The organism is Photorhabdus akhurstii (assembly GCF_019090985.1).
Lineage (GTDB): Bacteria > Pseudomonadota > Gammaproteobacteria > Enterobacterales > Enterobacteriaceae > Photorhabdus > Photorhabdus akhurstii.
The window spans coordinates 340,293-360,571 of the sequence record NZ_CP020335.1 but is presented as its reverse complement, the minus strand read 5'-3'; the positions used below and the strand labels follow the sequence as shown (position 1 = coordinate 360,571).

The window sequence follows — 20,279 nt, the reverse complement described above, 5'->3', positions numbered from 1 at the left end:
TTGACAAGGATTTAAAAGGAACATTTTTATGGCACGCATTCCCGAAGCAGAATTACAGCACCTGAAAGCCGCCGTCTCCTTAGTCGCCGTGGTGGAGCAACAGGGGCGACAGCTCTTTAAACGCGGCAACGATTACGTGCTGCTGTGCCCGTTCCATCAGGAGAAAACCCCGTCAATGGTCATCTCACCGGCAAAAAATCTCTATCACTGTTTTGGCTGTGATGCCGGCGGCGCCGTGCTGGACTGGGTAATGAAAACCAAGGGCTTAAGTCTGCGCCGGGCTGTGGAACATCTACGTGGAGTACTGGGAGATAACCCCTCGGTGGCCCCGCTGGTGCAACCGGATGAACCGGCCATGCTGGCCGATGATGACGCCGGACGGCAGGCGCTGCTCAGTCGGGTCGTCGGGTTCTACCATCATACGCTGCTGAATGCCCCCGAAGCCCTGGCCTATCTGGAAAAACGGCGGCTCAACCACCCGGAATTAGTCGCCCAGTTTAAACTGGGCTTTGCCAACCGCACGTTAGCCTATCGCCTGCCCATCAAGGCGGTGCAGGCCGGCGCACAGATCCGCGCCCGTCTTCGGGCCGTGGGGCTGATGCGCGACAGCGGGCACGAGCACTTTACCGGCTCGCTGGTCATACCGGTTATCGACCCGAACGGCCAGATCCGCGAGATCTACGGGCGCAAAATCACCGACCGCTTACGCAAAGGAACGCCGCTGCATCTGTACCTGCCCGGCGCACATGGCGGGATATGGAATGAGCCGGCGCTGATCAGTTCAGGGTCGGCTATCCTCTGTGAATCGTTGATCGACGCCCTGTCGTTCTGGGTAGCCGGTCACCGCCATGTTACCGCTGCGTATGGGGTGAACGGCTTCACCGATGAGATGCGGCAGGCGTTCCGGCGGCATGGCGTTAAGCAGGTCTTGATCGCCTACGACAATGATCCGGCAGGCAATGAAGCGGCGGTAAAACTGGCCGCCGAACTGACCGCCACCGGTATCGCCGTGTTCCGGGTGGTGTTCCCCGAGGGCATGGATGCCAACGGCTATCTGTGTCAGGTCGCCGAGCCGGAACGGGCCTTCGGGTTGTTGCTGGACAGCGCCGTGTCGATGCAGGATGCGGCAGAGGTACAGGCAACCACCGCCACAGAGCGGGCCGCGCTGGCAGAACATCAGCCGGTTCCGGTGCCGGAAACGGTCAGCGCCTTAGCCGCCGGAATAGCCGCATTGCCGTCAGTGCCGAATGTAGTCTGGGAAACCGGCGCCAACGGCGAAATATCCCTGACGCTGGGCACACAACAGTGGGGTATCCGGGGCCTGTCACAGGTGAAAGCCGGGGCGGCAGTGATGAAAGTCAATGTTCAGGTGGTTGATACCGACAGCGGCGTGATGTTCGCCGACAGCGTGGACATGATGAGCGCCCGCAGCCGGGGCGGGTATGCGCGGCTGGCCGCCACCGAACTGGGGCTGGCCGAAGGGGACCTGCGGCGTTCACTGGGGCAGGTGTTGCTGGTACTGGAACAGTGTCAACAGGCCGGCGTCGGTGAGCAAACCGAAACCCCGCCGGTTCCCGAACTGAGCGAGGAGCAGCGGGCCGCGGCGTTAGCCCTGTTGCAGGACCCGAAACTGAGCGAGCGCGTCACCGCGGACTTAGCCGCCTGTGGCGTGGTGGGCGAATCCACTAACCTGCTGGCCGGTTACTTAGCCGCCGTCAGTCGCAAGCTGGAGCGTCCGCTGGCGGTGCTGATACAAAGCAGTTCGGCGGCAGGGAAAAGCAGCTTAATGGATGCCGTCCTCAATCTGATACCGGAAGAGGAACGGCTGCAATACAGCGCCATGACCGGCCAGAGTCTGTTCTATCTGGGGGAAACCAATCTCCAGCATAAAATCTTAGCCATTGCCGAAGAGGAAGGGGTGCGGCAGGCCGCCTATGCGCTTAAGCTGTTGCAAAGCGACGGCGAGCTGACCATTGCCAGCACCGGTAAAGACGACGCCAGCGGGAATCTGGTCACCAAACAGTACACAGTGAAAGGACCGGTGATGCTGATGCTCACCACCACCGCGATTGATGTCGATGAAGAGCTGTTAAATCGCTGTTTAGTCCTGACCGTGAACGAATCGCGGGAACAGACCGAAGCTATTCACGCCTTGCAACGTCATAAGCAGACCCTCGAAGGTTTACTGGCCGAGAATGAAAAGGCATATATCACCGAGCTGCATCAAAACGCTCAGCGGCTGTTGCGTCCGCTCAATGTGGTGAATCCTTATGCTTCACAGTTAACATTCATGAGCGATAAAACCCGCACCCGGCGCGACCACATGAAATATCTCACCCTGATACAAAGTATCGCCCTGCTGCATCAGCACCAGCGCGAGGTGAAGACCGCGGAACACCGGGGCAAACGGCTTGAATATATCGAGGTGACCAAAGACGATATTAGCTTAGCAAACCGGCTGGCCCACGAGATATTAGGCCGCACGCTGGATGAAATGCCGCCCCAGACAAGGAAACTGTTGCTGCTGATACAAGAGATGGTGAAAGCGACGGCGGCAGCGCAGCAACGCCCGGTGAAAGATATCCGCTTTACCCGCCGGGACATCCGCAGTTACACCCACTGGAGTGACAGCCAGCTTAAACTCCACTGTCAGCGCCTGAGCGACATGGAATATCTGCTGACACACGGCGGCAGTCGCGGCCATCTGTTGCAATATGAACTGCTCTGGAATGGCGATAAAGCGGAGGAGGCTCACCTGTGCGGCCTGATTGAACCGGAAAATCAGGCTGCCAATAGTGTATATGACTCGCGCAAGTCTGGCCCGGATGAAGGCAAGTCGGGGTCAAGTCTGCCCCAAGTCAGGGCCAAGTCTGGTTCACTAAAACCGGCTGCAAGCCGCAGTGACAAAGGGCTGAACGGTTCGCAAGTCGGGCCAGCCTGAAAAGGACTGTTCCGGCTCCCTAACAATCAGGCCGTCGTATCATACTGCCCCTTCATCAACGAACCCGAAAGCCAGAAAGGAAAGTGTGAATATGACTGGCGCAAGTCTGGCTCAAATGAAGGCAAGTCAGGGCCAAGTCTGCCCCAAGTCGGGGTCAAGTCTGGTTCACCAAAACCGGCTGCAAGCCACAGTAGCCAAGGGCTGAATGACTCGCAAGTCTGGGCAGGCAGAAAAGCACTGTTCCGGCCACTTAAAAATCAAGCCATCGTACCGTAGTGACGTATCACACACCGATAACACTAACCGCTGTTCTCTACAGGAAATCCCATCATGTCATCACCCGTTAAACGTCAATCCCACCCGCTGACCCTGCGCCAGCATCTGGACGCGTATCTGGATAACCTGCTGTTGCAGGGGGCGAGTCAAAAGAGCCAGTCCGCCCGTCATGAACGGCTGTCGCCGTTCGTCAGCTGGTGTGAGGAACAGGGCGTAATCTCCGCGGCTCAGGTCACCGAGCCGTTACTGGCAAACTGGCAGCAGTATCTGGCCCGGTACCGCAAGGCCGGCGGCCAGCCCTATACGCCGGACAGTCAGCGCCGACGCCTGCGGTCCTTACGCCTGTGGTTCGACTGGTTGCAGCAACAGCACGCTATCCCAACCAGCCCGGCGACAACCCTCGCCTCGCCAGACAGAAAAAAACGCCCCTCTGTCATGGAAACCCACGGTCAACCCGACGCCATCCCGGCCCGCTTCGCCACCTTACGCCAGCATCTGGCCGCCTGGCTGGAAGCCGTACAGGGACAGGGCTTAAGCGAACGGACACAGGAAGCTTATGAAGAGCGGCTGTTGCCGTTCGTCACCTGGTGTGAAGCACGCGGAGTGATGACGGCGCCGCAGGTCAGCCTGCCGTTGCTGGAAAGCTATCAGCGCTGGCTGAGAAGCTACCGTAAAACGAACGGTCAGCCCTACAGCCCGGGCAGTCAGCGGGACCGGCTGAGTGTCTTACGTCAGTGGTTCCGCTGGCTGTTGCAACGTCACCATATCCTGTATAACCCGACGGATAACATGGTATTGCCAAGAGAAGAAAAACGGCTGCCGGCGCAGGTGATGAATGAAGACGAAACCCACACGGTCTTAGCCGCCGCCAATATCGACACCCTCACGGGCCTGAGAAACCGGGTTATCCTTGAAGTGTTGTGGAGTACCGGTATCCGGCGGATGGAAGTGGCGAACCTGCTGTTAAGCGAGGTGGACTTCGGACGTGGGGTGGTGCTGGTCAGACAGGGAAAAGGCAATAAGGACCGGGTGGTGCCCATCGGCGAACAGGCGCTGCACTGGTTAAGCCGCTGGCTCAGTGTCCGGCCCGAGTTAACGCGGCGGGGGGACAGCGGTCACCTGTTTATCACTAAGAAAGGCCGGGGACTGGCCAGAGGCACGTTAACCCAGATAGCCGCCGACAGCATCCGTAAACAGGCGCAACTGGCTAAACCGGGGGCCTGTCATCTGTTCCGCCACTCAATGGCAACCCAGATGCTGGAGAACGGCGCGGACACCCGGCATATCCAGGCGATACTGGGGCATGAGAAGCTGGAAACCACGCAAATCTATACACGGGTGGCTATCGGTCACTTAAAGGAAGTGCATGAGCAGACCCACCCGGCAGAACGGCAGTCAAAGCAGGCAACGCTGCCAGACGACAAGCAGGCGAATAGTAACAAGCCGGACAGCCCGAAGCCGGACTGAACGCCCTGCGTTGCCGGACCGTCTTTAATGTTAGCCGGTTCCCTGTAAGCGTGTGGGGCGCAGTGAAAGGCAGACCGCGCGCGTCCCTGCGCACGGACTGCCTCCCTACCATCGGCGTGCCCGGCGGTAAATGCCGGCCGCCCGGCGCTGAACTTCGGCGTTCTCTGTGACAATCGTTGCCGGTCAGCCGCCATTCAACATAATGTGGCATTAAGCGCAATGGGCCTGAACGGCCCGCCGCGCTTAACAAACATTATGTCGGCGCCGCCCACCGAAGGGCGCTGCGCGGCCACCTCAGCCCCGGTGAGCGGCTGGCCGCCGGGTTGAGCTTCTTAGCCCCAGCGGCGCACCGGGCTGCGCCCGCTGCTGTCAGCCTCAATGCAAAATCCCACCGCCGCAGTCGCCGCCATCCGTGGCGGCTCCGGTATCAACATCCGCCTTAAGCCGTTGCCGGTCAGTCCGTCAGGGTCAACAGCCCTGAAGGCAGGCCAGCGAGCTGGCCGCGGTTTATTGCCCCCGCCCCAACCCCGCTGCACTGGCTGCGCCCGGCTCGCAGTCGCAGGCTCCTTGCTCATTCCCGTGCTCGCCATCTCCGCCCCGTGCAGCCCCCAGGGGCTTCCCTGCTGAACAGCTTTACCTGCGGGCCTCGCCGGCCCGCACCCGGCCAACCCGCGTCAGCGGCGCAGACAAGCTGCCCCGCCGCCACGGGTTATCAATAAAACTCGGTTCTGGCAGAAAAAACGGGGCAAAACCCGACACTGACATCGGGGAAAAAGTGAGCTAAAATCGGCCAAGTGCCCGTCGGGGCGAGTTGGCATGTTCTTTAACAGGGTGGGAAAAAGCGGCGGAAAAAAAGCTGTTAAATCAGGGGGAAAAGTCCGCTCAACGGTATGATGGCGTCGGGATAGTCCCTAAGACCCGCTAGGGCTAAATGGGGGTCCGAATCCGTATGCGTACGTCCATAATCCGGCAAACTGGATTGATCCGCTCGGATTGACGGGATGTCCTAATAGTATTAAATATGGCGAATTAGATCATTTAGGGCGCCCTACAGGAGTTCATGCCACTTTAGATAAAGGTCATATTAATATGGGTACGCACGCTAATCCCGATATACAGCCGCCAGGATTTATTACAGGAAAAGGTTCTAACAGAGCTAGGGGCCATTTGCTCGGACGACAATTAGGTGGTTCTGGTGATGATGTTAGGAACTTGGTTACTCTTCAACAAAGACCTGCTAATACTCCTGTCATGAGTGGAGTCGAAGGTAGAATAAGAAAAGCCTTAGAACAAGGAGAAGTTGTTGAAATGAGTTCTATTCCTATTTATAAAGGACCATCCAGAATACCAGCAGGTATTACAATGAAAGCCGAAGGTTCAGGGGGCTTCTTTGAATATGTCACCGTTCTTAACCCTCCAGGAATATAAACAATGAGTATAGAGAGCTTAAAAAATCTATTGCCCTTACCTGTTCATCCTAATGAAAATGGTGAAGGTAAAACGTGGCCGTTAATAGATGAACAGTGTTCTTTTCCTAAAGACTATATTGATTTTATAACCCAATATGGAACAGGTAGAATTGCTGATTTTATCACTATATTTAACCCATTTAGCGAAGATGATGATTTAAATTTCTTTAGGCAAAAAGAATGGATTGTTGAAGATTTTCAGTCCCTTGTTGAATCTGATCCAGATTATTATCCGTTTATTCTTTATCCCGATATTAATGGATTGCTTCCTATGGGAGTTACAGATAACGGCGATTATATATTTTGGGTTGTATCGTCAGATAATAGTGACTTATGGAATGTCGCTATTATTGCGGCAAGGGCACCAGAAGTTGAATATAGGCAAGAAAATTTCATTGATTTTTTAGAAGGTGTTTTATCAAGAAACGTCAAATGCATGTCATTCCCTGATGGTTTTCCTTCTAAAAATATAGAATTTAGTAGCATTTAAAAATAAGCCGGAAAGATCCCCGTGATCTTTCCGGCTTTATTGTTTTTATACTTAAAATAAATATTTTACAGGGTTGAACTTATATATTAAATATATAAATTAAAATCACGAAAATATAAAATAAATAAGAAGATAAACAAAGGAATAATACAGGAAAATATAAGATTCATAGTAAATATATACATAGACTATATTTTAGCTATTTTATTCTGTTTTTTCTCTGAAACAGCAGAAAGCCGGAATCACTTCCGGCTGACTTCTTTCTTACCGTGGCGAATACCCGTGATATGCCAGTGCCGACTGGAGCCGCCCTATCGCGGCCTTGATAACCCAGGCTTCCGTGTCATCAACCGCACAGGTCCGTATCTCTGCCCAGCTCAACCGCTTAACCAGTTGCGCCAGTGCCATTGCTTCGTCATGGCTCAGGTGCACTTCCTTTAGCTGCTCAATCCCTGCTCTCATGCTATTCCCCTCCTTTAAATGGTTTTGTAGTCGCCAATGAGTTCGCGCATGCGGAGCTTGATATCACTGAGTTGCTCCTGCTGGCGCAGGTACTGTTGCCTGATGGTGTGGGTGTTGTCACTGTCCGGTATTAGCACCAGACAACCATTCATCACCTTCACCGTTAAAGTGCCGCCAATATCAAAGCCTGCGGCCTTAAGCCATTGACCTTTCAGGTGTATCGCAGGCGGTGCTTTAGCCTTGTCGTTTTGCGGCACGTATCCCACGGTGTAATAACGTTCTGTTTTCGCTGCTTTATTTACAGCGACTTCTGCCTTAGAATGCGTCTTAGCCATAATTAACTACCTCGCATAGTTGCTTGTGGTTAGCGGCTGTATCGTGTTGCAACCACGGTAAAGCCGCATTAAATCAGGTCAGCCCAATAACCGTTTTGCCTGATGTTTTAAAATCATTGCATCCAGAACCGAGGTCACAGAACGTCGCTCCTCCTCGTCCATCTGTTTAACCGCCTCAAACTTTAGCTTAAGTTCGTCCTGCGGCTCCCGCTCGCCCTCCTCAAATATCAGCCAGTCTGCTGAAACATTAAACGTAACAGCAATACGTTTAAGAATGTCTAAAGAGGGTTGAGCCTCACCAGATTCATAGCGACGAACTTGTGTCAGATGTATCCCCACCTTGTCAGCCATCTGTGGCTGAGTCAGTCCTTGTTGCTTACGCAGTTGCAGAAAACGGGCAGAAAAGCTCATCCAGAATGTTCCTTTATCAGTCGTGATGGCTTCCATTATCTCCCCCTGTTCTGAATAGACTTGACTAAATAACCTTTATGGGACATATAATAGTATCTATATAGAGCATTGACAAGGATTTAAAAGGAACATTTTTATGGCACGCATTCCCGAAGCAGAATTACAGCACCTGAAAGCCGCCGTCTCCTTAGTCGCCGTGGTGGAGCAACAGGGGCGACAGCTCTTTAAACGCGGCAACGATTACGTGCTGCTGTGCCCGTTCCATCAGGAGAAAACCCCGTCAATGGTCATCTCACCGGCAAAAAATCTCTATCACTGTTTTGGCTGTGATGCCGGCGGCTCCGTGCTGGACTGGGTAATGAAAACCAAGGGCTTAAGTCTGCGCCGGGCTGTGGAACATCTACGTGGAGTACTGGGAGATAACCCCTCGGTGGCCCCGCTGGTGCAACCGGATGAACCGGCCATGCTGGCCGATGATGACGCCGGACGGCAGGCGCTGCTCAGTCGGGTCGTCGGGTTCTACCATCATACGCTGCTGAATGCCCCCGAAGCCCTGGCCTATCTGGAAAAACGGCGGCTCAACCACCCGGAATTAGTCGCCCAGTTTAAACTGGGCTTTGCCAACCGCACGTTAGCCTATCGCCTGCCCATCAAGGCGGTGCAGGCCGGCGCACAGATCCGCGCCCGTCTTCGGGCCGTGGGGCTGATGCGCGACAGCGGGCACGAGCACTTTACCGGCTCGCTGGTCATACCGGTTATCGACCCGAACGGCCAGATCCGCGAGATCTACGGGCGCAAAATCACCGACCGCTTACGCAAAGGAACGCCGCTGCATCTGTACCTGCCCGGCGCACATGGCGGGATATGGAATGAGCCGGCGCTGATCAGTTCAGGGTCGGCTATCCTCTGTGAATCGTTGATCGACGCCCTGTCGTTCTGGGTAGCCGGTCACCGCCATGTTACCGCTGCGTATGGGGTGAACGGCTTCACCGATGAGATGCGGCAGGCGTTCCGGCGGCATGGCGTTAAGCAGGTCTTGATCGCCTACGACAATGATCCGGCAGGCAATGAAGCGGCGGTAAAACTGGCCGCCGAACTGACCGCCACCGGTATCGCCGTGTTCCGGGTGGTGTTCCCCGAGGGCATGGATGCCAACGGCTATCTGTGTCAGGTCGCCGAGCCGGAACGGGCCTTCGGGTTGTTGCTGGACAGCGCCGTGTCGATGCAGGATGCGGCAGAGGTACAGGCAACCACCGCCACAGAGCGGGCCGCGCTGGCAGAACATCAGCCGGTTCCGGTGCCGGAAACGGTCAGCGCCTTAGCCGCCGGAATAGCCGCATTGCCGTCAGTGCCGAATGTAGTCTGGGAAACCGGCGCCAACGGCGAAATATCCCTGACGCTGGGCACACAACAGTGGGGTATCCGGGGCCTGTCACAGGTGAAAGCCGGGGCGGCAGTGATGAAAGTCAATGTTCAGGTCGTTGATACTGACAGCGGCGTGATGTTCGCGGACAGCGTGGACATGATGAGCGCCCGCAGCCGGGGCGGGTATGCGCGGCTGGCCGCCACCGAACTCGGGCTGGCCGAAGGTGACCTGCGCCGGGCGCTGGGGCAGGTGTTGCTGATACTGGAGCAGTGTCAACAGGCCGGTGTCGGTGAGCAAACCGAAACCCCGCCGGTTCCCGAACTGAGCGAGGAGCAGCGGGCCGCGGCGTTAGCCCTGTTGCAGGACCCGAAACTGAGCGAGCGCATCACCGCTGATTTAGCCGCCTGTGGCGTGGTGGGCGAATCCACTAACCTGCTGGCCGGTTACTTAGCCGCCGTCAGTCGCAAGCTGGACCGTCCGCTGGCGGTGCTGATACAGAGCAGCAGCGCGGCCGGGAAAAGCAGCTTAATGGATGCCGTCCTCAATCTGATACCGGAAGAAGAACGGCTGCAATACAGCGCCATGACCGGCCAGAGTCTGTTCTATCTGGGGGAAACCAATCTCCAGCACAAGATACTGGCGATAGCCGAAGAAGAAGGGGTACGGCAGGCCGCCTATGCCCTCAAGCTGTTACAAAGCGACGGCGAACTGACCATTGCCAGCACCGGTAAAGACGATGCCAGCGGGAATCTGGTCACCAAACAGTACACGGTGAAAGGGCCGGTGATGCTGATGCTCACCACCACGGCAATAGATGTCGATGAAGAGCTGTTAAACCGCTGTCTGGTGCTGACGGTGAACGAATCGCGGGAACAGACCGAAGCTATCCACGCCTTGCAGCGCCATAAGCAAACCCTCGAAGGTTTACTGGCAGAGAATGAAAAGGCATATATCACCGAACTGCATCAGAACGCCCAGCGGCTGTTGCGCCCGCTGAATGTGGTTAACCCTTATGCCTCACAGTTAACGTTCATGAGCGATAAAACCCGCACCCGGCGCGACCACATGAAATATCTCACCCTGATACAAAGTATCGCCCTGCTGCATCAGCACCAGCGGGAGGTGAAGACAGCGGAACACCGGGGCAAACGGCTTGAATATATCGAGGTAACCAAAGACGATATTAGCTTAGCAAACCGGCTGGCCCATGAGATATTAGGCCGCACGCTGGATGAGATGCCGCCCCAGACAAGGAAACTGTTGCTGCTGATACAGGCGATGGTGAAGGAAACGGCGGCAGCGCAGCAACGCCCGGTGAAAGATATCCGCTTTACCCGCCGGGACATCCGCAGTTACACCCACTGGAGTGACAGCCAGCTTAAACTCCACTGTCAGCGCCTGAGCGACATGGAATATCTGCTGACACACGGCGGCAGTCGCGGCCATCTGTTGCAATATGAACTGCTCTGGAATGGCGATAAAGCGGAGGAGGCTCACCTGTGCGGTCTGATTGAACCGGAAAATCAGGCTGCCAATAGTGTATATGACTCGCGCAAGTCTGGCCCGGATGAAGGCAAGTCGGGGTCAAGTCTGCCCCAAGTCAGGGCCAAGTCTGGCTCGCCAAAACCGGCGGCAAGCCGCAGTGACAAAGGGCTGAACGGTTCGCAAGTCGGGCCAGCCTGAAAAGGACTGTTCCGACCTCCTAAAAATCAGGCCGTCGTACCGTACTGCCCCTTCATCAAACGAACCCGAAAGCCAGAAAGGAAAGTGTGAATATGACTGGTGCAAGTCTGGCTCAAATGAAGGCAAGTCAGGGTCAAGTCTGCCCCAAGTCGGGGTCAAGTCTGGCTCGCCAAAACCGGCTGCAAGCCGCAGTAGCCAAAGGCTGAATGACTCGCAAGTCTGGGCAGGCAGAAAAGCACTGTTCCGGCCCCCTAAGAATCAAGCCATCGTACCGTCGTGATGTATCACACACTGATAATAATAACCGCTGTTCTCTACAGGAAATCCCATCATGTCATCCCCCGTTAAACGTCAATCCCACCCGCTGACCCTGCGCCAGCATCTGGAGGCGTATCTGGATAACCTGCTGTTGCAGGGGGCGAGTCAAAAGAGCCAGTCCGCCCGTCATGAACGGCTGTCGCCGTTCGTCAGCTGGTGCGAGGAACAGGGCGTAATATCCGCCGCTCAGGTCACCGGGCCGTTACTGGCAAACTGGCAGCAGTATCTGGCCCGGTACCGCAAGGCCAACGGCCAGCCCTATACGCCGGACAGTCAGCGCCGACGCCTGCGGTCCTTACGCCTGTGGTTCGACTGGTTGCAGCAACAGCACGCTATCCCGGCCAGCCCGGCGACAACCCTCGCCTCGCCAGACAGAAAAAAACGCCCCTCGGTGACGGAGACCCACGGTCAACCCGACGCCATCCCGGCCCGCTTCGCCACCTTACGCCAGCATCTGGCCGCCTGGCTGGAAGCCATGCAGGGACAGGGGTTAAGTGAACGGACTCAGGAGTCCTATGAAGAGCGGCTGTTGCCGTTCGTCACCTGGTGTGAAGCCCGCGGAGTGATGACGGCGCCGCAGGTCAGCCTGCCGTTGCTGGAAAGCTATCAGCGCTGGCTGAGAAGCTACCGTAAAACGAACGGTCAACCCTACAGCCCGGGCAGTCAACGGGACCGGCTGAGTGTCTTACGTCAGTGGTTCCGCTGGCTGCTGCAACGTCACCATATCCTGTATAACCCGGTGGACAGCCTGGTGTTGCCAAAGGAAGAAAAACGGCTGCCGGCACAGGTGATGAATGAAGACGAAACCCACACGGTCTTAGCCGCCGCCAATATCGACACCCTCACGGGCCTGAGAAACCGGGTTATCCTTGAAGTGTTGTGGAGTACCGGTATCCGGCGGATGGAAGTGGCGAACCTGCTGTTAAGCGAGGTGGACTTCGGGCGTGGGGTGGTGCTGGTCAGACAGGGAAAAGGCAATAAGGACCGGGTAGTGCCCATTGGCGAGCAGGCGTTGCACTGGTTAAGTCGCTGGCTCAGTGTCCGGCCCCAGTTAACGCGGCGGGGTGACAGCGGTCACCTGTTTATCACCAGAAAAGGCCGGGGGCTGGCCAGAGGCACGTTAACCCAGATAGCCGCCGACAGCATCCGTAAACAGGCGCAACTGGCGAAACCGGGGGCCTGTCACCTGTTCCGCCACTCAATGGCGACGCAGATGCTGGAGAACGGCGCAGACACCCGGCATATCCAGGCGATACTGGGGCATGAGAAGCTGGAAACCACCCAAATCTATACGCGGGTGGCAATCGGCCACTTAAAGAAAGTGCATGAGCAGACGCACCCGGCAGAACGGAAGCCCGAACAGAAAACACCGTCAGACAACCCGCAGGCGGAGAGTGATAAGCCGGACTGAACGCCCTGTGTTGCCGGACAGTCTTTAAAGTTAGCCGCTTCCCTGTGGGCGTGTGGGGCGCAGTGAAAGGCAGACTGCGCGCGTCCCTGCGCACAGACTGCCTCCCTGCCTCCGGCGTGCCCGGCAGTAAATGCCGGCCGCCCGGCGTTGAACCCCGGCGTTCTCTGTGACAATCGTTGCCGGTCAGCCGCCATTCAACATAATGTGACATTAAGCGCAATGGGCCTGAACGGCCCGCCGCGCTTAACAAACATTATGTCGGCGCCGCCCACCGAAGGGCGCTGCGCGGCCACCTCAGCCCCGGTGAGCGGCTGGCCGCCGGGTTGAGCTTCTTAGCCCCAGCGGCGCACCGGGCTGCGCCCGCTGCTGTCAGCCTCAATGCAAAATCCCACCGCCGCAGTCGCCGCCATCCGTGGCGGCTCCGGTATCAACATCCGCCTTAAGCCGTTGCCGGTCAGTCCGTCAGGGTCAACAGCCCTGAAGGCAGGCCAGCGAGCTGGCCGCGGTTTATTGCCCCCGCCCCAACCCCGCTGCACTGGCTGCGCCCGGCTCGCAGTCGCAGGCTCCTTGCTCATTCCCGTGCTCGCCATCTCCGCCCCGTGCAGCCCCCAGGGGCTTCCCTGCTGAACAGCTTTACCTGCGGGCCTCGCCGGCCCGCACCCGGCCAACCCGCGTCAGCGGCGCAGACAAGCTGCCCCGCCGCCACGGGTTATCAATAAAACTCGGTTCTGGCAGAAAAAGCGGGGCGAAACCCGGCACTGACATCGGGGAAAAAGTGAGCTAAAATCGGCCAAGTGCCCGTCTGGGCGAGTTGATATGCTCTTTAACAGGGTGGGAAAAAGCGGCGGAGAAAAAGGCTGCTAAATCAAGGGGAAAAGTCCGCTCAACGGTATGATGGCGTCGGGATAGTCCCTAAGACCCCATCGGGTTGCTGGGAGGGGTGAATCCGTATTCGTATGTGCATAATCCAGCGAATTGGGTTGATCCCCTTGGGTTAACAAAAGCCCCTGTTTATGAAAACCCAGGGCATCATGATCCGGGATATTTACCGGATAGGCAAGTGCCATTTAATAGTACCAAGAGTGTAATTCCTCCTAATGCGGCAGAACTTTTTAAACACAGCCAAGTAGATCCTAATGATCCCAAGACTCGCTGGGTAAAAGTTGGTGAAGGCAAAAAATCTGTTTGGCATAGATTCCAAAGTAGTGCAGCAGATGGTTCAGGGGCTTTCCACTGGAATGGGTCAACTGATGGTGTCGATATTAGAGGTAATTCTAGAGCTATAGATACTAAAAATGTACCTAGATTTGCCAGAAACATGGAAGGATTTAAAGGGTGTAAATCATGACAAATATCATAGGAAATAAGTCCACTTTTGCTGTTGAATACTCTCTTGAGAATAAAGAAAAGTTAATTGGTCGAGCAAAACTCTGGATTAACGGGATTTCTTTGGGAAGCTTGGACGATACAATATTTTTTGATGGCTATTTGATTGGTGGGCTTACAGAAATTTTAAATAAAAATAAATTAGATGAAAGATATTTACTTGATGATCACCATTTAATCTATGATTTATTAGAAAAGGATATGAATCTCTTTGATGATGAAAAATATGATTTAGCAAAATCTTTCTCTGTTAATTTAGGTACATGGTCGGATTATTTTGATGTGTACTCATATAAATTAACCGATAATATCGGCATTATTTTGTGGAAATTTATTGGTCATAATGATGCATTGGAAGATTTAATAGGCTATCCGCGCTGTGTATTTTATGAACAGTTTAGATATGATGAATTGGTTAACATAATAAATAAGCTTCATATTGTAGGATCTTAATAGTGAAGTTTTTTGCTATCTAAAATAGTCAGTTATAGCTGAAAAACATGTATATGAAAATTAACTAACTTTAAAAAATAAGCCGGAAAGATTCACGGGATCTTCCGGCCTTATGGAGGATTGTTCATTCAGTTAGCTAATCCACTCTCTATAATCGCTTTAGATATTACAATAACGGGACCGGGCAATATCTCCGTGCCGACCCAATAGGATTAGCAGGTGGATTTAACCCGTACAGCTATGTCCATGATCCAGTCAATTGGATTGACCCTCTGGGGTTGAATCAGTTCTTTGTAGATAAAGTTTCATGGACTTCGACTGCAAATAAAGGGACCGGCTATACATATGATATTTATCAACAACAAATTGATTGGGATCTAAAAGTCAAAGGGAAAACTAACTTACAGCGTGCAATGATGGGAGGTACACCTTATGTAATAAAGGATAGTAAACCTGCTCAACTAAATCTGAATCATTCACGTCAAGATGCCAGGGGGGCTTTGTTTGAAGTTAGTAATATCACCCATAGAGCACGTAGTGGCAAAGGAAAAGAAGCATTACACCCTTATGGAAATAAACAACACCCTGATTACCCAGTCGATAGAAAAGCATTCGATACCGACAGGAAACAATATTGGGAAGAAAGAGCTAGACAAGAGTTAGATCGCAGGAATACTAAATGTGGAGGCTGATCATGATACCAGAAAAAGTAAGTAATTATATTAAGTCCAAAGGTTCGTATATCTTAAGAGAGGATAAAATTAATTGTATTGATACTATACATTCTCTGGATATAGACCTTTCATCAGAGTTCTCATCTTTCTATCAGGAAATATATTGCGATCTGATCAGTCCCAAACCAATAGCTGACTTATTAGATATTGATGATATAAAAGAGCAATTTTATTATGTAAAAGATAGATATGATTTACCTGATGAATATATTCCTTTAACTTCAGATGAAAGTGAGGGTATGTATTTATTTAACAAGAAGAATGGTTCAGTTTATGATTTTAATCTATCCGAATATGATACTTTTATGAAAGGAAAAATAAGCCCACGGTGGAAAACGTTTAACGATTTTTTAATATGGTATTTTGACGAAAGCAACGTGGATGATATTTAAAGGTAATAGAATAATATCGATGTATAGATAAACAATCAAGGCCAGAAAGATCCTCCATGATCTTCCGGCCTTATTATGATCTATTTTGGTGCATACCAACGGTAAGCCAGCGCCGATTGGAGCTTATCGATGGTATATTTATAAGAGAATGAATCCAATGGTTTAATTCCGTCTTAAAAAAATCCAGTTTATTGTCAAGGTTATATTTCTTAGAAAATGAAATTTTCTTTATCCATGAGCAGGACAATATGATTGGAATGATTCTTAATGATGCTTTTCATCCATATGAAGAAAATATGATTTTAAAAACAACAATCAGATGGATATGAAAAATAAAATATGGTCTGGTCAAGTGTCTACAACCAAATGTGGGAGATTAAATTAATGAATTATTATGTATTAATGAACGATTATAATTCTTCACTAATGCCAAGATATCTTCATGCTATAGTAGATACCGAAAAACAAATTAATGAAAAATGGGATTATGAAGGTTCCAAGCATGATATACCTTATTATCTATTAGATAAGGAATGCCCTGACACTTTATATTTGTTATGTAATAAAAATATTGGAAAATTAGGGTTCAATTATTATCAACACAATATGGCTCATATCCTATCTGATAGATTTTTCGATATTATCAATGAGTTTAAATTAAGTGATCATGTTTTAAAAAAATTAATTGCGACATCTATTAAAGATGGAAAAATTATCAATAACTCATTAAATTATCTTTTTTTTACTGACAAGGAGTTATTTATAAATGAAAAATATTCAATATTGGAAAAAGATAAATATGGAAATTTAATTCCTCATAAATTATCTTTTCATAATGAATCATTAAATTATGATATTTTTTCAATACGAACTACTTTATTAGCAGGATTTATCTTTATGTCAGAAAAAGTCGCTAACAGACTAATTAAAGAAAATATCAAAGGAATAAAACTAATTAAATTAGATGAAGTCTTGAATCACTATTGTGTAGATTTTAAGTACGACATTAAAGCTAATGTCAAAAAAGGGAAAATAAAATTACCCTAAGCTAATAGTAAAAAGCCGGAAAGATCCTCGCGATCTTTCGGCTTTGTTATCTTTATGCTTAAAATAAATATTTTACAGTGTTGACCTTATATATTAAATATATAACTTAAAATCAAAAAAATATAGAATAAATAATAAGATAAAAAAAGAATAATACAGAAAAATATAATATTCATAGTAAATATATACATAAGATATATTTTTGCTATTTTATTCTATTTTTTCTCTGAAACAACAAAAAGCCGGAATCGCTTCCGGCGGGATTCTTTCTCACCGTGGTGAATACCCATGCCACGCCAACGCCGACTGATTAGTGCAATGGCAAGGCATCAAGGTAATCATCACGGATATACTGATGCAAGAAGAAATGCTCTGGATAAAATAAATTTAAATCAATCAACTGATACCATATCGAAACAAGTAGCTAACATCCAAAATATAGCTAAAAAAGATATGGAGAATGGCAATATTATTAAATCCAAAGATAGGTATAACACTAATATTCAGAGGAAAGACGTAAATTAAAAAGTAAGACAAAGCATCTTTGATCTCTGGAGTAAAATTTTAGGATAATTTAATCTGGGTGAGATAATAAATTTTTATATGGAACCTGTTGAATTCTTTAAAAGTTCGGATTTTTTATCCGGTTCTATTGAAGAATTTAATGAATATGAAATTATTCATAATAAAGATAGGGCATTAAAGCTTCTTTTCGATCAAGACGTACCATGTAACTTATATGGTTTGGAGTGATTTTTTCTCTGATCTGGTATCCGAGTTTTATCTTCATGAGGATTATAAAACAGCAAAAAAAGGATATCCTTGACAAAATAAAAATATCTACCCAGGATCAAGTTAAAGAAAATATGAGAAAAAGAAAACTATATCTTATAAGAAAGAAACAAGGGTTAGTTGATAACATAGAGTACGATAACTTTCTAAATGAAGTAAATGACAAATGTAATAACAGGTTAAATATAACAAGCATTTATCGATATTTATTCTCTTTTAATCAAGACTCTAAATTAGAAGAAATATTTTCTCTGTTTAAAAAAGGAGTTATGCAGTGTGGTATAAAAAAGATAAAAAGACATTAGTTATTTTTAATCCTATTCTTTTGACGAACAGTTAATAAAGAGTCTGGCGCTGGCCTACTGGGATTACCATCAAAAAGGGCCGCTGGCGGATATGGGACTTTATCAGGGCGCGATTGAATGGCTCCGTGATCATGGATGGACGCCACCAGATTAATATCTTAGTTAATAGTATTAGGGTATAACATGAAAATATATGGTTATGAGTCAGAAGATAGTGACTTGGTTAGCTTGAATGAAATCACGTTTCAAGCATCTGTTGATGAACTTAAGGAATTAGTTTTATTCATAAATCACTCTATTTCTCTAATTGAACTTAATGGCAATACATTTGATCATGAACATCTTAGTGATTTTATTAAAAACAAGGAAAACAAGGAAAACAAGAAACCAGATGTAATAATTACATCAATGAAAAAGCAATAATTTAGTTTTACGTTGCATTAAATAATAAATAAAACCGAAAAGATCCTTCGAGATCTACCGGAAGCATACCTACTTTAAGCTAGCGCACTGGAGCTTATAGATTACGTCCTTCATCTGACAGGCTTACTCTGATTTTAAAAAAGACAGATACAAGAAGATAACCGATCCTAAAATCGATGATCACCCTATTTATGAATAATAAACTCGAAGAGAAGTTATTACTGCTAAGAACAAAGAGATATATTGACAAAATTCACGGGATTTAAAATATATTTATATCTTTATCTAATGAAAAAGAGTTTCAATGGCACCAGGAAATATGTAGCAATATTTTGAAAGAAAAAGAAACGCCAGAATACAAATTAAATATTCCTGCAAAAGAGGAGGGAATGTACTCGTATATGCGTTCTAAAATACATATTGGTGAAGACTATGCTTACTATATTTTTTTGAAGGAATAGTGATATTTTTATTTAATATTGTTGATTTACAAAGATTTTTATCTAGCTGTTATGCATTAAATAGAACGTTCGATGTGTGTATTTTATTACTGAACCCAATGAGAGTTATTGTTATAAGTGAGGAAGAATACGAGTTAAGCATGTACGATAAGACTATATAAACATAGCACATTGCCGGAGGTTCCTGCGATTTTCCAATAAACCTTATTCGTAAACAATACGATAAGGATGAAAATAGAAAAAAATCAGTAAATCAGTAAATCAGTAAATCAGTAAATCAGTAAATCAGTAAATCAGTAAATCAGTAAATCAGTAAATCAGTAAATCAGTAAATCAGTAAATCAGTAAATCAGTAAATCAGTAAATCAGTAAATCAGTAAATCAGTAAATCAGTAAATCAGTAAATCAGTAAATCAGTAAATCAGTAAATCAGTAAATCAGTAAATCAGTAAATCAGTAAATCAGTAAATCAGTAAATCAGTAAATCAGTAAATCAGTAAATCAGTAAAGATAAAAAGCAGGTACTAAAAGTAATAAAAACAACGGTTAAAATTTTATACCGATTAAAACCATAAGTTAAAACAACAACTTTTAACCGCAGTTTACAACCTGCTATTATAAAACTCAGGGCGAACACGATTTTATTTATTTTACTATATTTAATTCATTTATCAACGATTCAATACTCCGATTATTTTATATTTATCTAACTTGCTATTATCATTTAAAAATGCCAACTATAGAAATATTGAAACGTTTATATAAAAGACAGATTTAACTTAACAAATGAAATTTTCACAAAAAAGTTAATTATATTTGATCAAAACCCATTAACCACTAATAAAGAGTTGAAAAACAATTGTCAGTTAAAAGAACAATATCCGAAAAATTAATATTCAGATGTTTTCTTACCGTTATTTCACGAAGAAAACCATAAATAACAATGTAATAAGTCAGGCGTAAAACAGTTAACTTAGCAGGATTTTAGCGCTAAAAAAGAGGTATCTTTATATCATCAGGTTATTGGCTGATTTATGAAGAAAAAAATTAAAAATAATGTCATTTCAGAAGTTAAAAATAATGGTTTTTAATAGCATTTGTTGTCAAAATAATGAAAATGCGAAGACAGGTTATGACAGCATTGATGATATCTGGAAAGTATGGAATAAATCACAAGGTAAGAGCAATCAAGGCTTAATAAACCGACGAGCAGCTGAGTTAAAAATATTTAATAATGGAGTCTATGAAAAATGGTAAAAAAAATGTTTTCTATTCTTATTGGGATTATTTCCATTTCACATTCTTATACATCGTTTTCGTCTTATACTTCATCATTGGAAACAAAGAAATTTATTATCACTATTCATGTTCTTTGTCCCGAAGGTGAAGTCACCTGTGATAACGTGATGTATGCTGGAGTCAGAAAAAAAGATAACGCCACGCTGACGCTTAAAGGGAAAACATTAAATAAAAACTGTCAGACAGGAACCTGTAACTTATATGGTTATGAATTCATGAATCGTGGTACGACATATACAATATATCTCGACGGGATATTAGAAATCACTCAAGGGAATAAGTTGCTTTTATCAGAAGTCGGAAAATGGCACTCCCAATAATGATTTCATATTAAATAAATTGCTTTTTTCTATCTCAT

The 20,279-nt window shown here is 48.2% G+C and carries 17 protein-coding genes and 1 pseudogene; 15 read left to right on the top strand and 3 right to left on the bottom strand.

What is annotated here, in order from left to right:
* Nucleotides 1-28 precede the first annotated feature (28 nt).
* The 4 genes from B0X70_RS01560 (at nucleotide 29) to B0X70_RS01545 (ending at nucleotide 6,643) form a co-directional block, all read left to right on the top strand.
* Nucleotides 29-2,941 (top strand): CHC2 zinc finger domain-containing protein, encoded by a 2,913-nt coding sequence (locus tag B0X70_RS01560; RefSeq protein WP_217470725.1) that lies wholly within the window; start codon nucleotides 29-31, stop codon nucleotides 2,939-2,941.
* A 711-nt stretch (nucleotides 2,942-3,652) separates the two neighbouring features.
* Nucleotides 3,653-4,684 carry a site-specific tyrosine recombinase XerC gene (gene xerC / locus B0X70_RS01555; RefSeq protein ID WP_246593513.1) on the top strand — a complete coding sequence of 344 codons (1,032 nt, stop codon included), beginning with the start codon at nucleotides 3,653-3,655 and terminating at the stop codon, nucleotides 4,682-4,684.
* Between the two features lie 993 nt (nucleotides 4,685-5,677).
* Nucleotides 5,678-6,112 (top strand): DNA/RNA non-specific endonuclease, encoded by a 435-nt coding sequence (locus B0X70_RS01550; protein WP_228940464.1) that lies wholly within the window; start codon nucleotides 5,678-5,680, stop codon nucleotides 6,110-6,112.
* 3 nt (nucleotides 6,113-6,115) lie between these two features.
* Complete coding sequence (locus B0X70_RS01545; RefSeq protein ID WP_217470723.1) at nucleotides 6,116-6,643, top strand: SMI1/KNR4 family protein; 528 nt, start codon at nucleotides 6,116-6,118, stop codon at nucleotides 6,641-6,643.
* Nucleotides 6,644-6,907: 264 nt separating this feature from the next.
* On the opposite strand, the gene B0X70_RS01540 is transcribed toward B0X70_RS01545, so the two are convergent.
* The 3 genes from B0X70_RS01540 to B0X70_RS01530 form a co-directional block, all read right to left on the bottom strand.
* Nucleotides 6,908-7,105, bottom strand: a complete 198-nt coding sequence (locus tag B0X70_RS01540; RefSeq protein WP_046397398.1) for a DUF7706 family protein — start codon at nucleotides 7,103-7,105, stop codon at nucleotides 6,908-6,910.
* Nucleotides 7,106-7,119: 14 nt separating this feature from the next.
* Nucleotides 7,120-7,440 (bottom strand): SymE family type I addiction module toxin, encoded by a 321-nt coding sequence (locus B0X70_RS01535; protein WP_046397397.1) that lies wholly within the window; start codon nucleotides 7,438-7,440, stop codon nucleotides 7,120-7,122.
* 78 nt (nucleotides 7,441-7,518) lie between these two features.
* Nucleotides 7,519-7,851, bottom strand: coding sequence for a helix-turn-helix domain-containing protein (locus B0X70_RS01530; protein WP_046397400.1), 333 nt, complete (start codon nucleotides 7,849-7,851; stop codon nucleotides 7,519-7,521).
* Between the two features lie 136 nt (nucleotides 7,852-7,987).
* On the opposite strand from B0X70_RS01530, the gene B0X70_RS01525 reads away from it, so the two are divergent.
* The 11 genes and pseudogenes from B0X70_RS01525 (at nucleotide 7,988) to B0X70_RS01475 (ending at nucleotide 20,241) form a co-directional block, all read left to right on the top strand.
* The gene (locus tag B0X70_RS01525; protein ID WP_217470722.1) at nucleotides 7,988-10,900 is read left to right on the top strand and encodes a CHC2 zinc finger domain-containing protein; all 2,913 of its coding nucleotides are present in this window, start codon (nucleotides 7,988-7,990) and stop codon (nucleotides 10,898-10,900) included.
* Between the two features lie 739 nt (nucleotides 10,901-11,639).
* Nucleotides 11,640-12,629 (top strand): site-specific tyrosine recombinase XerC, encoded by a 990-nt coding sequence (xerC, locus tag B0X70_RS01520; RefSeq protein WP_256448179.1) that lies wholly within the window; start codon nucleotides 11,640-11,642, stop codon nucleotides 12,627-12,629.
* A 958-nt stretch (nucleotides 12,630-13,587) separates the two neighbouring features.
* Nucleotides 13,588-13,977: a hypothetical protein gene (locus B0X70_RS25850; RefSeq protein WP_217470720.1), complete on the top strand. Its 390-nt coding sequence runs from the start codon at nucleotides 13,588-13,590 to the stop codon at nucleotides 13,975-13,977.
* On the top strand, nucleotides 13,974-14,468 hold the full coding sequence (locus B0X70_RS01510) for a hypothetical protein (protein WP_040154291.1): 495 nt from the start codon (nucleotides 13,974-13,976) through the stop codon (nucleotides 14,466-14,468). Before B0X70_RS25850 ends, B0X70_RS01510 begins: the two co-directional genes overlap by 4 nt.
* 149 nt (nucleotides 14,469-14,617) lie before the next feature.
* Nucleotides 14,618-14,800 (top strand): annotated as a pseudogene (locus B0X70_RS26070) (RHS repeat-associated core domain-containing protein); the annotation flags it as partial.
* An 18-nt stretch (nucleotides 14,801-14,818) separates the two neighbouring features.
* On the top strand, nucleotides 14,819-15,160 hold the full coding sequence (locus B0X70_RS01500) for an HNH/ENDO VII family nuclease (RefSeq protein ID WP_472853262.1): 342 nt from the start codon (nucleotides 14,819-14,821) through the stop codon (nucleotides 15,158-15,160).
* Between the two features lie 2 nt (nucleotides 15,161-15,162).
* The gene (locus B0X70_RS01495) at nucleotides 15,163-15,594 is read left to right on the top strand and encodes an SMI1/KNR4 family protein (RefSeq protein WP_157297593.1); all 432 of its coding nucleotides are present in this window, start codon (nucleotides 15,163-15,165) and stop codon (nucleotides 15,592-15,594) included.
* A gap of 384 nt (nucleotides 15,595-15,978) precedes the next feature.
* Nucleotides 15,979-16,641 (top strand): Imm43 family immunity protein, encoded by a 663-nt coding sequence (locus tag B0X70_RS01490; protein ID WP_246593413.1) that lies wholly within the window; start codon nucleotides 15,979-15,981, stop codon nucleotides 16,639-16,641.
* Between the two features lie 288 nt (nucleotides 16,642-16,929).
* Nucleotides 16,930-17,166 (top strand): AHH domain-containing protein, encoded by a 237-nt coding sequence (locus B0X70_RS01485; RefSeq protein ID WP_217470718.1) that lies wholly within the window; start codon nucleotides 16,930-16,932, stop codon nucleotides 17,164-17,166.
* 755 nt (nucleotides 17,167-17,921) lie between these two features.
* Nucleotides 17,922-18,161, top strand: a complete 240-nt coding sequence (locus B0X70_RS01480; protein WP_040154694.1) for a hypothetical protein — start codon at nucleotides 17,922-17,924, stop codon at nucleotides 18,159-18,161.
* A gap of 1,711 nt (nucleotides 18,162-19,872) precedes the next feature.
* Nucleotides 19,873-20,241 carry a hypothetical protein gene (locus B0X70_RS01475; protein WP_217470717.1) on the top strand — a complete coding sequence of 123 codons (369 nt, stop codon included), beginning with the start codon at nucleotides 19,873-19,875 and terminating at the stop codon, nucleotides 20,239-20,241.
* Nucleotides 20,242-20,279: the final 38 nt, after the last annotated feature.